At 64.5% G+C, this 12,724-nt stretch carries 9 protein-coding genes; 6 read left to right on the top strand and 3 right to left on the bottom strand.

The window, feature by feature from the left end:
- Positions 1 to 5 precede the first annotated feature (5 nt).
- Positions 6 to 1,979, bottom strand: coding sequence for a MacB family efflux pump subunit (locus LXM55_RS21415; RefSeq protein WP_233322213.1), 1,974 nt, complete (start codon positions 1,977 to 1,979; stop codon positions 6 to 8).
- On the bottom strand, positions 1,980 to 3,152 hold the full coding sequence (locus LXM55_RS21410) for an efflux RND transporter periplasmic adaptor subunit (RefSeq protein WP_233322212.1): 1,173 nt from the start codon (positions 3,150 to 3,152) through the stop codon (positions 1,980 to 1,982).
- A gap of 324 nt (positions 3,153 to 3,476) precedes the next feature.
- Between LXM55_RS21410 and LXM55_RS21405 the strand changes: the two genes are divergently transcribed.
- The 5 genes from LXM55_RS21405 to LXM55_RS21385 all read left to right on the top strand — a co-directional run bounded on the left by LXM55_RS21405 (position 3,477) and on the right by LXM55_RS21385 (position 10,548).
- A complete protein-coding gene (locus LXM55_RS21405) occupies positions 3,477 to 3,959 on the top strand; it encodes a sigma-70 family RNA polymerase sigma factor (RefSeq protein WP_325169908.1) in 483 nt (160 codons plus the stop codon).
- Positions 3,960 to 4,167: 208 nt separating this feature from the next.
- Entirely contained in the window at positions 4,168 to 5,505 is a 1,338-nt protein-coding gene (locus LXM55_RS21400) for a lysine N(6)-hydroxylase/L-ornithine N(5)-oxygenase family protein (RefSeq protein WP_233322210.1), read from the top strand.
- Between the two features lie 676 nt (positions 5,506 to 6,181).
- On the top strand, positions 6,182 to 8,947 hold the full coding sequence (gene mgtA, locus LXM55_RS21395; RefSeq protein ID WP_233322209.1) for a magnesium-translocating P-type ATPase: 2,766 nt from the start codon (positions 6,182 to 6,184) through the stop codon (positions 8,945 to 8,947).
- 109 nt (positions 8,948 to 9,056) lie between these two features.
- Positions 9,057 to 9,773: an MgtC/SapB family protein gene (locus LXM55_RS21390; protein WP_233322208.1), complete on the top strand. Its 717-nt coding sequence runs from the start codon at positions 9,057 to 9,059 to the stop codon at positions 9,771 to 9,773.
- A 340-nt stretch (positions 9,774 to 10,113) separates the two neighbouring features.
- Positions 10,114 to 10,548 carry a response regulator gene (locus LXM55_RS21385; protein WP_233322207.1) on the top strand — a complete coding sequence of 145 codons (435 nt, stop codon included), beginning with the start codon at positions 10,114 to 10,116 and terminating at the stop codon, positions 10,546 to 10,548.
- A 171-nt stretch (positions 10,549 to 10,719) separates the two neighbouring features.
- Here LXM55_RS21385 and LXM55_RS21380 read toward each other — a convergent pair whose 3' ends face one another.
- The gene (locus LXM55_RS21380; RefSeq protein WP_233322272.1) at positions 10,720 to 11,628 is read right to left on the bottom strand and encodes a LysR family transcriptional regulator; all 909 of its coding nucleotides are present in this window, start codon (positions 11,626 to 11,628) and stop codon (positions 10,720 to 10,722) included.
- 97 nt (positions 11,629 to 11,725) lie between these two features.
- On the opposite strand from LXM55_RS21380, the gene LXM55_RS21375 reads away from it, so the two are divergent.
- Entirely contained in the window at positions 11,726 to 12,601 is an 876-nt protein-coding gene (locus LXM55_RS21375) for a pirin family protein (protein ID WP_233322206.1), read from the top strand.
- Positions 12,602 to 12,724 lie beyond the last annotated feature (123 nt).

Raw genomic sequence — 12,724 nt, 5'->3', positions numbered from 1 at the left:
ATCGATCATTCACTGGTAAGGGCCGTGACCGGGTCGAGCCGGGCAGCTTTGCGGGCCGGCATGAAGCCGAAGATGACGCCGGTGACCAGGGCGCAGCCGAAGGCGCCGAGCACGGCGACCAGGGAGAAGGCGATTGCCACTTCACTGAGGATCAGCACGCCGCCGATCAGCAGGGCCAGGGCGATGCCGGTCAGGCCGCCGACCACCGAGAGCATCACCGCCTCGGTGAGGAACTGGCGCAGGATGTCGCGCTGGCGGGCACCGGTGGCCATGCGGATGCCGATCTCCCGGGTCCGTTCGCGCACGGTCATGAGCATGATGTTCATCACCCCGATGCCGCCCACCAGCAGCGAGATCGCGGCAATGGCGCCGAGCATCAGCGACAGGGTGTTCTGGGTGCGGGCCTCGGCCTGGATCATCGCCGCGTTGTTGGTCAGCTCAAAGTCGCGCTTGCCGTTGTGCAGGCGCAGCATCAGTTGGTCGATGGCCTGCTCGGTTTCCTCGACCTTGCTGGCGTCTGCCGCGGCGATGGCCACGTACTCCGGATTGCGACTGCCGAACAGGCGGGTGCTGGCGGCGGAGTAGGGCACGGCGATGCGATCGTCGCTGTCCTGGTCGCCGGAGCTGGCGCCTTTGCCCATCAGCACGCCGACCACCTGGAAGGGCGCGTTCTCGATGAGGATGTACTGGCCGATGGGGTTGGCGACGTCCTTGAGCAGTTTTTCCCGGACCTTCTTGCCGATCACCGCGACCGCGGCGCCGGCTCGTTCGTCGGCCTCGGTGAAGTAGCTGCCTTCGACCACCGGCCAGTTGAAGATATGCGGGAAGTGGGTGTCGTTGCCGCCCACGTAGCTCATGTGATCGGCGTTGCCGAAGCGCACCACGGCTTCCGCGCCGTTGACCGGCATGATGCGCTTGACCTGGGGCAGGGTGGCCACGGCGGCGACGTCGTCGAGGCTGATGATGCCTTGCGGCGCGCGCGGGTTGGGGGTGTGCCCACTGAGATACAGGATGTTCGAGCCGAACGCCCCCATCTGCGCCATCACCTGGCGCTTGCTGCCTTCGCCCACGGCCAGCATCACCACCACCGAGGCCACGCCGATGACGATGCCCAGCAGGGTCAGGGCGGTGCGAAAGCGGTTGATCCACATCACCCGCCAGGCGGCTTGCACTGCTTCCAACAGTTCGCCTTTCCAGGCACCGCTGGCTTCGCTGCCGTCGGCCAGGCGCTGGCGCAGGTCCACCGCCTGCAGGGCCCCGGCGTTGGCGCTCAGTTGCACCGACGGGTCCTGGTGGGCGGTGTCGCTGATGATTTCGCCGTCGCGGATCTCGATGATGCGCTTGGCCCGGGCCGCCACTTCACGGTCGTGGGTGATGAGGATCACCACGTGGCCCTGGCCGGCCAGTTCGTCCAGCAGGGTCATGACTTCGGCGCCGCTGTGGCTGTCCAGGGCGCCGGTGGGTTCGTCGGCGAGGATGATGTGGCCGCCGTTCATCAGCGCGCGGGCGATGGACACCCGTTGCTGCTGGCCGCCGGACAGTTGATGCGGGCGGTTGCCGCTGCGGCTGGCCAGGCCCAGGCGCTCCAGCAGGGCGGCGGCGCGGGCGTGGCGTTCGGCGGTCGGGGTGCCAGCGTAGATGGCCGGCATCTCGACGTTTTCCTGGGCCGAGGCCGAGGGGATCAGGTGGTAGCCCTGGAACACGAAGCCAAAGGCTTCGCGGCGCAGCCAGGCCAGTTCGTCGCTGTCCAGTTGGGCGACGTTCTCCCCGGCGAACAGGTACTCACCGGACGTCGGGCGGTCCAGGCAGCCGAGGATGTTCATCAGGGTCGACTTGCCGGAGCCCGAGGCGCCGACGATGGCGACGAACTCCCCGGCGTGGATCGACAGGTCGATGCCGCGCAGGACGTCGACCTGCGGGCTGTCACCGCCGCCGTAGGATTTGCGGATGTCTCTGAGGTCGATCAGCGGGGTCTGCATTCAACCCCCGCTGCTGTTGGCCGGGCCGATCAGCAGGTGTTCGCCCTCGTTCAAGCCGTCCAGGACCTGGATGCGCAGGCGGTCGCTGATGCCGACCCGGACCTTGCGCTCGTCGATCGAGCCGTTCTTGGCCACCACCCGGGCAATCTGCTGGTCCGGCTCGCTGCTGCCCTGCAGGGCGGCGATGGGCGCGGTGAGGACATTTTTCGCCTGGTTGGCGACAAAGAACACCTGGGTGGTCATTTCCGCCATCAGCGCGTTGTCGGCGTTGTCCACGTCCAGCAGCACGGTGTACAGCACCACCCGGCCGCTACCGCTCTTGCTGGTGCTGGTGGGGCTGCCACCGCCCTGGCTGGTTTCGTTCAGCGGCTTGGGCGGGATCGGCAGGATCTGCCGCACGGTGCTGGTCCAGCGCCGGTTGCCGCCGCTCAAGGTGGTGAAGTAGGCCTGCATGCCGGGTTTGACGTGGCCGATGTCGGCTTCCGAGACTTCGGCCCAGACGGTCATCGGCGAGAGTTTGGCGATGCGCAGGATCAACGGGGTCTGCTGCTGGGCGTTGAGGGTCTGGCCTTCGCGGGCGTCCACCGCCACCACGGTGCCGGACATCGGCGCATAGATGCGCGTGTAGCCCAGCTCGGCCTGGTCGCTGCGCAGGCTGGCCTGGGCCTGGCGGATCTGCGCCTTGTACATGTCGATGCGCGCCTGGGTGGCCTTGAGTTCGGCCTGGGCGGTCTGCACGTCTTCTTCGCGGGTGGCGCCGCCGGCGGCGAGGTTGCGCTGGCGCTGGTATTTCTGCCGGGCCAGCTGGTTCTGGGCGTACTGCTCCTGCAATTGCGCCTGCAGGTTTTCGATGGAAAAACGGCTGGCGTCGAGCTTGGCCTGCTGGGTGGAAGGGTCGATTTCCACCAGCAACTGGCCTTCTTTCACCGTGTCGCCGGCTTCGACGTGGATCTTGCGGATCTGCCCGGAGGCCTGGGCGCCGACATCCACATAACGTCGCGGTTGCAAGGTGCCCAGGGCGGTGACGCTGCTTTCTATATCGCCGCGGCTGACCTGCACGGTGGCGAACTGGTCACGGCCCGGGGGGATGAAGGTCCAGGCGCTGATGGCGACAACGGGAATCAAGCACAGCGCTGCCAGCAGGGCGCGGCGGGTATGTCGGGGACGTTTCATGCAGGGTTCCGGCCATGGGAAATCGGCCCGTCACCGCTGCCGGGCGCGGCAGAGGCCGCGAGGCTTGCAGCGACCGCAAGAGCGGCAGAGACGGGGAGCTGTCAGGTAAACGAGCTGTCGCGGGGTGAATTTAATTGCCGACACATGGAGTTACAGCTGTCGCCATGCTGAAAATAAACCACCGTGACGCGGCGGTACTTTAAATCTATATGAGAATTACTATAAATTACGCTGCTGCTAAACAGCCACCACGAATTACCGGGTGCAATCGGCCAGTGCCGCCTTGCTCAAGGACAGAATCGCCCCATTGGGCGGTCGGGAGCCCTGTTGGAAAACTACTATCGCGAGCTGATGTGCTTCCTCAACGCCAAGCTGGGCAATCGCCAGGTGGCCGAGGATGTGGTGCACGACGCTTATGTGCGGGTCCTGGAACGCTCCAGCGATACGCCCATCGAGCAGCCGCGGGCGTTTCTCTATCGCACGGCGCTGAACCTGGTGATCGATGGCCATCGGCGCAATGCCCTGCGCCAGTCCGAGCCCCTGGAGGTGCTGGACAACGAAGAGCGCTACTTCAACCCTTCACCGCAGACCAGCCTGGACCACGGCCAGCGCCTGGAGATGCTGCAACGGGCCTTGGCGGAGCTGCCGCGGCTGTGTCGCGAGAGCTTCCTCTTGCGCAAGCTCGAAGGCCTGTCCCATCTGCAGATCGCCGAGCAACTGGGGATTTCCCGCAGCCTGGTGGAGAAACACATCGTCAATGCGATGAAACATTGCCGCGCGCGCCTGCGGCAGTGGGACGCTCAGTGACGAGCGGTGCGCGTCAACCGGGCAGAGCCTGGCACTGAATCTGGCGTACCAGCGGCTTGGCTTTGTCTGCGGGCAAGATCTCCGGACCGTTAAATTTTTTTTCATCGTCCTCGTTCCTACTCAACAGACGACCTGTTGGCCTGTATGGGCCGGCCAGGTCACCGGCGTAATTCCCCGCCTTGAGGGGCTTCTCCAGAGGACACTGGAAATGACACAGGCAATGGCATCGGCCATCGTTCACGATTTGATTGGTATCGGTTTTGGCCCCTCAAACCTGGCGCTTGCCATTGCGCTAGAGGAGCGTGGGCAGGCTCAGGGTCCTCTGGACGTGCTGTTTCTCGACAAACAGGCCGATTATCGCTGGCACGGCAATACTCTGGTGGCCCAGAGTGAATTGCAGATCTCCTTCCTCAAGGACTTGGTCACCCTGCGCAACCCCACCAGTCCCTACTCGTTCGTCAACTACCTCAAGCTCCATGGGCGGCTGGTCGACTTCATCAACCTCGGGACCTTTTACCCGTGCCGAATGGAGTTCAACGACTATCTGCGCTGGGTAGCCGCTCAATTCAAGGACCAGAGCCGCTACGGCGAAGAGGTCCTGGCCATCGAGCCGCTGTTGCACAACCAGCAAGTCGAGGCGTTGCGGGTCATTTCGCGCAATGCCCAGGGGGAAGAGTTCGTGCGCAGCAGTCGCTCCGTGGTGGTCAGCGCCGGCGGCACACCGCGGATTCCCGATACCTTCAAGGCGCTCAAGGGCGACCGTCGGGTCTTCCATCATTCCCAGTACCTGGAACGCATGGCTGAACAACCTTGTGTGGCCGGCAAGAAGATGAAAGTCGCGATCATTGGGGGGGGCCAGAGTGCCGCAGAAGCCTTCATTGACCTGAATGACAGCTTCCCTTCGGTGCAGGTGGACTTGATTATCCGTGGCTCGGCACTCAAGCCCGCCGACGACAGTCCTTTTGTCAACGAAGTGTTCTCGCCGGAGTTCACCGACCTGGTGTTCCAGCAGGCGAGCAGCGAGCGTGAGCGCCTGGTCAACGAGTACCACAACACCAACTACTCGGTGGTGGACATCGACCTGATCGAGCGCATCTACGGGATCTTCTATCGCCAGAAGGTTTCGGGTATCGCTCGCCACGCATTCCGTACCCTGACCCTGGTGGAAAAAGCCGTCGCTACCGAACAAGGCATCGAGTTGGTGCTGCGCAACAACGCCACCGGTGCCTGCACCACCGAGCACTATGACGCGGTAGTGCTCGCCACGGGCTACGAACGCCAGATGCACCGTCAATTGCTGGCGCCGCTCCAGGAGTACCTGGGTGATTTTGAAGTGGACCGGCATTATCGCGTGATCACCGACGAGCGCTGCAAGGCCGGCATCTACATGCAGGGCTTCAGCCAGGCCAGCCACGGCCTGAGCGACACCCTGCTGTCGGTGTTGCCGATCCGTGCCCAGGAGATCGCCGATTCGCTGTACGAACATGGCAAGACCCGCGGCCACAGCCGTTCGGTACGCGACCTGCTGCTGGCTACCGCCAGCTGATGGCGCGCCGCTGCCGCAGCGTTGCGGCAGCGGCGGCCGCTGCCACAAAAACGTCATTTTCTGCCTGTTCCTGAACCTTGGCTGAAGAACTTTTCAATTCCCCGAGCCAGGGTTTTTCCCCGGTTTACTCTGTTAATGGCGCGGCGTAAGCTGCGCGCGTTTTCAATCAGTGGAGGCCCAGTGTGGGTACTTGTTCGAGTGACAGGAGTCGGCCGGTCTTGACCACCGGCGCAGTCCCGGCAAGATAGCGCGCAGCCCTTTTTCTGCCGTTGTCTCGCCGTACAGCGAGATGCGGCATCCCGATCGCGGCCCGTGTGTGGCCCGCCTCCCGACGTCCCTTCTTGATGACTCTGTTTTCCATCCGGTCCGGCCGTGCGCCGCGCCGCGGTGGCATCGACGCGTGGGTCCTGCGACCTGCGGGCCAGCGGTGAGCGAACGCCCGAAAGCGTTGCGCGGTGCCCGGCCGTACCTGCCTGCGGGTGTCTTGCACGGTCCTTGTGGGGGAGCAGTCATGGGTTACATCAGCCAGCGCCAGCATCGTCAGCAACATCGCCCATCATTGACGGTGCGATTGCTTCGGGCGTGAGCCCTGTTCCGTTGCTTTTCCCCCGACTGTTCCTTTGCATCACTGACGTCCCTGGGCCGCGGCTCGGAGGAACGTGCAGGAGTCATCATCATGAAGCTCAGCCTGTTGAAAGAATTCTTCGCCGGATTTCTCCGTACCCGGCACTTTTCCCGGCATTTTCGCCGCCTGGCGCTGCTGGACAGCATCAGAGACGCCAGCGTCAACCGCGAGGTGCCGCCGACCCTGGGGCAGACCCTGGTGGCCGCGGCCAACAGCGACGCCGCGCAACTGCTGGACCAGCTCGGTAGCCACACCGATGGCCTGAGCACCGAGGAAGCCGAGGCCCTGCGCGAGCGCTATGGCCTCAACGAGGTCGAGCACGAGCAGGCGCTGCCCTGGTGGACCCACCTGTGGCACTGCTACAAGAACCCCTTCAACCTGCTGCTGACCCTGCTGGCGGTGATTTCCTGGCTGACCGAGGACATGAAGGCGGCCACGGTGATTTTCTCCATGGTGGTGCTTTCGACCCTGCTGCGGTTCTGGCAGGAGGCCAAGTCGAACAAGGCCGCCGACGCCCTCAAGGCCATGGTCAGCAACACCGCCACGGTGATGCGCCCCGGGTCGGCGCCCCAGGCGGCGCCGATGCTCGGGCGTTTGCTGGGGGCGGCCGCCGAGGCCAAGGGCGCCCAGCGCATCGAACTGCCGATCAAGCAGCTGGTGCCCGGTGACCTGATCGTGCTTTCGGCCGGCGACATGATCCCCGCCGATTGCCGGGTGCTCAGCGCCAAGGACCTGTTCGTCAGCCAGGCGGCGATGACCGGTGAATCCATGCCGGTGGAGAAGTTCCCGCGTCAGCAGGACGCCGATACCAGCAACCCCCTGGACCTGGACAACATCCTGTTCATGGGCACCAACGTGGTCTCGGGCTCGGCCACGGCGGTGATCCTGACCACCGGCAACAGCACCTATTTCGGTGCCCTGGCCCAGCGCGTCAGTGCCACCGACCGGGCGCCGACCTCGTTCCAGAGTGGGGTCAACAAGGTCAGCTGGCTGCTGATCCGCTTCATGTTCGTCATGGCGCCGCTGGTGCTGTTCATCAACGGCTTCACCAAGGGTGACTGGATGGAGGCGCTGCTGTTCGCGCTGTCGATCGCCGTCGGCCTGACCCCGGAAATGCTGCCGATGATCGTCACCTCGACCCTGGCCAAGGGCGCGGTGTTTCTGTCGCGCAAGAAAGTCATCGTCAAGCGCCTGGACGCGATCCAGAACTTCGGCGCCATGGATGTGCTGTGCACTGACAAGACCGGCACCCTGACCCAGGACAAGATCTTCCTGTCACGGCACGTGGACGTCTGGGGCGAGGACTCCGACGACGTGCTGGAAATGGCCTACCTCAACAGCTACTACCAGACCGGGCTGAAGAACCTGCTGGATGTCGCGGTGCTGGAACATGTCGAAGTGCACCGCGAGCTGAAGGTGGCCACCGCGTTTCAGAAAGTCGATGAAATTCCCTTCGACTTCAACCGCCGGCGCATGTCGGTGGTGGTGGCTGAACAGGGCCACCCGCACCTGCTGATCTGCAAGGGGGCGGTGGAGGAAGTGCTGGCGGTGTGCCGCAACGTGCGTCACGGCGAAGCCGAGGAAGCCCTGACCGAGAGCCTGCTGGCGCGCATCCGCGAGGTCACCGCCGACCTCAACGAAGAGGGCCTGCGGGTGGTGGCGGTAGCGGCCCGGCCGATGCTCGAAGGACGCGACACCTACAGCCTGGCGGACGAGCGCGAGCTGACCCTGATCGGCTACGTGGCGTTCCTCGACCCGCCCAAGGAAAGCACCGCGCCGGCCCTCAAGGCCCTGGCCGAACATGGCGTGGCGGTGAAAGTGCTGACCGGCGACAACGAACTGGTGACGGCGAAGATCTGCCGTGAGGTGGGCCTGGAGCAGCAGGGCCTGCTGATGGGCAACGACATCGAGCGCATGAGCGACGAGCAACTGGCCAAGGCGGTGGAAACCACCAACGTGTTTGCCAAGCTGACCCCGAGCCACAAGGAGCGCATCGTCCGCCTGCTCAAGGCCAACGGCCATGTGGTGGGCTTCATGGGCGACGGGATCAACGATGCGCCGGCGCTGCGCACCGCCGACATCGGCATTTCGGTGGACAGCGCGGTGGACATCGCCAAGGAGGCGGCGGACATCATCCTGCTGGAAAAGAGCCTGATGGTGCTGGAGGAGGGCGTGCTGGAAGGCCGCAGGACCTTCGCCAACATGCTCAAGTACATCAAGATGACCGCCAGTTCGAACTTCGGCAACGTGTTCTCGGTGCTGGTGGCCAGCGCCTTCATTCCGTTCCTGCCGATGCTGCCCATGCACCTGCTGGTGCAGAACCTGCTGTACGACATTTCGCAGATCGCCATTCCCTTCGATAACGTCGACGAGGAGATGCTGAAAAAACCGCAGCGCTGGCAGCCAGCGGATGTCGGGCGCTTCATGGTGTTCTTCGGGCCCATCAGCTCGATCTTCGACATCACCACTTTTGCCCTGATGTGGTACGTGTTCGACGCCAACACCCCGGACCACCAGACCCTGTTCCAGTCCGGCTGGTTCGTGGTGGGGCTGCTGACCCAGACGCTGATCGTGCACATGATCCGCACGCCGAAGATTCCGTTCCTGCAGAGCCGCGCGGCCATGCCGCTGATGGTGATGACCGGGATCATCATGGCGGTGGGCATCTTCCTGCCGATGGGCCCGCTGGCGCACTACTTCAAGCTGCAGGCGCTGCCGTCGCTGTACTTCGTGTTCCTGCCGCTGATCCTGCTGGCGTACATGATCCTGACCCAGGCGGTGAAAGGCTTCTACGTGCGTCGCTTCGGCTGGCAATAGCAGGGCAGCGGCAAGCTTCAAGCTTCAAGCGGCAAGTTTCGAGTGTGCGGCGTATTGCTTGTAACGTGCGGCTTGTAGCTTGCCGCCAGTAGCCAAGAGGATCTTCGCCATGCAAGCCCTGCACAACATCAACCCGGACTCGCTGATCGACACCCTGGTCAGCCTCAGCGCGGCCTTCATCCTCGGTGGCCTGATCGGCTTCGAGCGCCAGTACCGGCAGCGCACCGCGGGCCTGCGCACCAACGTGCTGGTGGCGGTGGGCGCGGCGATTTTCGTCGACATGGCCAACCGCCTGGGCGGTGCCGACGGCGCCGTGCGGGTGGTGGCCTATGTGGTGTCGGGCATCGGCTTTCTCGGGGCCGGGGTGATCATGCGCGAGGAGGGCAACGTCCGTGGCCTGAACACCGCCGCCACCCTCTGGGCCTCGGCGGCGGTGGGCGCTTGCGCTGGCGCCGACCTGATCCTCGAGGCCTTGCTGGGCACCCTGTTCGTGCTGGCCGCCAACACCCTGTTGCGGCCCATCGTCAACAACATCAACCGCCAACCCCTGGACGTGGTCTCCGCCGAGGTCACCAACATCGTCTATGTGATTGCCCATCGCACCCAGCAGAAGGCGGTGTTCGCCCTGCTGGAAGCCGAGCTGGCGCGCAGCAACTACCCGGCCAGCGACGTCGATGTGCACGCCTTCGGCAGTGAAGACGTGGAGATCGAGGCGACCCTGGCGACTACGTCGGTGGACGGTGACGAGCTGGACGCGCTGGTGGCCCGGCTGTCCACCTCACCCTGGGTGCAGCAGGCGTTCTGGAGCCCGAGCACCACCGAATGACCGGTGCCTGGAACCCAGGCTTGGCTGGCCATCGGGCGCTGGAATGGGCGGTGTTGAGATAGCGCGTGGCTTTTCTAGGACGTTGCCTACAGGACAAAGAGATCTTTCAGGAAGCCGCTCACTGGGCGGGCGATTAAGGTAGTGCAACGTTGCGCCGTTGGGCTGGAGGTTGAGCGTCGGCATCGGCCGAATTGCGCCAGAACCCACGGCGGGGCTGACCTTTGGCAGCGGTTTTCAGGATGTTCCTAAAGAAAACCCTCGTGCATTTCCTTAGCCTTCCACCGACCTAGAAGCAGGGCCGGCACTCGCAGGCTGAAGACTCGTGAACAGGATCAGAAAAATGTCCAACAGAGCGCTGCGCATATTGATTGCCGATGATCAGCACTTTCATCGCATGCAGATCGAAAGAACCCTCAATCAACTGAACTATTACCGAGTGGCTCCGGTGCATACGCTGGAGGAGCTGCTGACGCTGGTGGAGTATTCCTGCGAGTCGTTCGACCTGCTGCTCATCAACGCCAACCTGGCCACTGACAGCCGCTTCGACCTGCTGGATTTCTGCCTGGACAACCGGCAGATCGACCATGCCCTGATCTACGACAGCCAGTACTTTCCGGTGATTCCCAGCGGTCGGCGGCACAAGATCCAGGTCAGCCGCGCCGAACTGCCGGACAGCGCAGCCATCCAGCGCCTGATGCTGCAAGTCGACCCGCCGCGGTTCAACGCGCCAAGGCCAGGCTTGCAGTGGTTGCCGGAGTTGCACGGCAACTGCTGATCCCGGCGTTGACCGCTCCCCGCCGCCCCAGCAGAACGGCATCCTTCAAGGATGCCGTTCTGCGTTCAGGCACAGCCACTCGGGTATCCGTTCCACAGCGGGGCCAGGCCCTGCGGCTTGTCGGCCAGCCGCGCGGCGCGGCGGCTGGCAAGCCAGCGCCTGGAGCCGGCTTCAGGCCATGTCGCTGTGGCTGAATTCTTCCCCGAGAAAGTCGATCAGGCTGCGTACCGAAGGCAGCAGGCCACGGCGCGACGGGAAGATCGCGTGCACGATCCCGCAGCGTGGCGCCCAGCCGGGCACCAGTTCCAGCAGCCGCCCGGCGTCCAGGTCCTCGCGCACCACCACCTTGGGCAAATGAGCGATGCCGATGCCGGCCAGCACGGCGTGGCGCAGCGCCAGCAGATCGTCGGTGACCAGGCGCGGGCGATGGCGGATCAGCGCCTCGGCGCCGTCCGGGCCCAGCAGTTGCCATTGGTAGTCACGTTGCGCGGCGCCCCAGTGCAGGCTCGGCAGACCGCTGAGGTCGGCCGGTGTCGCCGGGCTCGACAGGCGCTGGAGAAAGTCCGGATGCCCGACCAGGCACTGAGTGCTGTTGCCCAGCACCTTCATCACCAGGTCGGTGTTTTCCAGCGGTGGAAAGCGCACCCGCAGGGCAATGTCGAAGCCTTCGTGGATCAGGTCGACCCGGCGGTTGGTGCTCTCGATGAACAGCTCCACCAGGGGGTACTTGAGCATGAAGCGGGTGAGCATCGGCCCGACCCAGGAGTTGAGCAGGGCCGTGGGGCAGGCCACGCGCACCAGGCCCTGGGGTTCGGAGCGGTTGCGCTCGATGACTTCCGCCGCGCCCTCGGCTTCGACCCGCATGGCCAGGCAGCGCTGGTAGTACTCCTGGCCGATCTCGGTCAGCGAACAGTGGCGGCTGGTGCGCTGGATCAGGCGCACGCCCAGGCGCTCCTCCAGCTGGGCAATCCGTCGGCTGAGCTTGGACTTGGGCATGTCCAGGGCCCGCCCCGCAGCAGCGAACCCGCGGTGCTCCACCACCTGGGTGAAGTAGTAGAGGGTGTTCAGATCTTCCAAGATCGTTCTCCAGATAGAACGCTAAGGGTGATTTTTGCAGTCTAGCGCGGCAAAGGTGTGAGTTTTAAGGTGTGTCCATCAGATAGTTCTGGAGGGCGACATGAAAAACATCATTGGCATCTACACCGCTCCCCGGCCCCATTGGGTCGGTGACGGCTTCCCGGTCCGCACGCTGTTTTCCTATGACAACCTGGGCCAGCACATCAGTCCGTTCCTGCTGCTGGATCACGCCGGCCCCGCGCACTTCAGCCCCACCAGCGCCCGGCGTGGGGTCGGCCAGCACCCCCATCGTGGTTTCGAAACCGTGACCATCGTCTACGACGGCGAGGTGGAGCACCGCGACTCCACCGGCAGCGGCGGCAAGATCGGCCCGGGCGACGTGCAATGGATGACCGCCGCCTCGGGGATCCTCCACGAGGAGTTCCATTCCGCCGACTTCGGTCGGCGTGGCGGCAACCTGGAAATGGTCCAGCTGTGGGTCAACCTGCCGGCGAAGGACAAGCTCGCGGCCCCCGGTTACCAGAGCATCCTCGCGGCGGACATCGCGCAGATCCCGCTACCGGGCAATGCCGGCAGCCTGCGCCTGATCGCCGGCGAGTTCGACGGCCAGCGCGGCCCGGCGCGGACCTTCACCCCGATCGATGTCTGGGACATCCGCCTGAACGCTGGCAAGCACCTGGAACTGCCCGTGCGTGCAGGGCACAACAGCGCCTTGGTGGTGTTGCGCGGCACGCTGCAGGTCAACGGTCAGGAACGGCTGAGTGAAGGCCAACTGGCATTGCTGGGGCCTGATGGCCAGCACCTTAGCCTGGAGGCCAGCAGCGACGCGATGGTGCTGCTGCTCAGCGGCGAGCCCATCGACGAACCCATCGTCGGCCACGGCCCGTTCGTGATGAACAGCGAAGAGGAGATTCACCAGGCCTTCGTCGACTTCCAATCGGGCCGCTTCGGCCGGATGGACGCAAGCGGTCACTGACCGACTGCGCTGGCGCGGCGGGCATCGGCAACTAGGCTTTGCTCGTCGCGCGCTACACCCCGACGCCCGCCGTTTCCCCGGCGGTGCGTGCCACGGGTTTCATTCACGCCGGGATTTCCGGCA

Origin of the sequence: Pseudomonas sp. Au-Pse12, from assembly GCF_021341665.1 — a bacterium.
GTDB lineage: Bacteria > Pseudomonadota > Gammaproteobacteria > Pseudomonadales > Pseudomonadaceae > Aquipseudomonas.
The sequence above is the reverse complement of the archived record's forward strand: the minus strand, read 5'-3'. Positions and strand labels throughout refer to the sequence as shown.

Bases quoted from the DNA above. Each gene is read 5' to 3' on its own strand.
- LXM55_RS21415 (WP_233322213.1), bottom strand. From the start codon at position 1,979: ATGCAGACCCCGCTGATCGACCTCAGAGACATCCGCAAATCCTACGGC.
- LXM55_RS21410 (WP_233322212.1), bottom strand. From the start codon at position 3,152: ATGAAACGTCCCCGACATACCCGCCGCGCCCTGCTGGCAGCGCTGTGC.
- LXM55_RS21400 (WP_233322210.1), top strand. From the start codon at position 4,168: ATGACACAGGCAATGGCATCGGCCATCGTTCACGATTTGATTGGTATC.
- mgtA (WP_233322209.1), top strand. From the start codon at position 6,182: ATGAAGCTCAGCCTGTTGAAAGAATTCTTCGCCGGATTTCTCCGTACC.
- LXM55_RS21390 (WP_233322208.1), top strand. From the start codon at position 9,057: ATGCAAGCCCTGCACAACATCAACCCGGACTCGCTGATCGACACCCTG.
- LXM55_RS21385 (WP_233322207.1), top strand. From the start codon at position 10,114: ATGTCCAACAGAGCGCTGCGCATATTGATTGCCGATGATCAGCACTTT.
- LXM55_RS21375 (WP_233322206.1), top strand. From the start codon at position 11,726: ATGAAAAACATCATTGGCATCTACACCGCTCCCCGGCCCCATTGGGTC.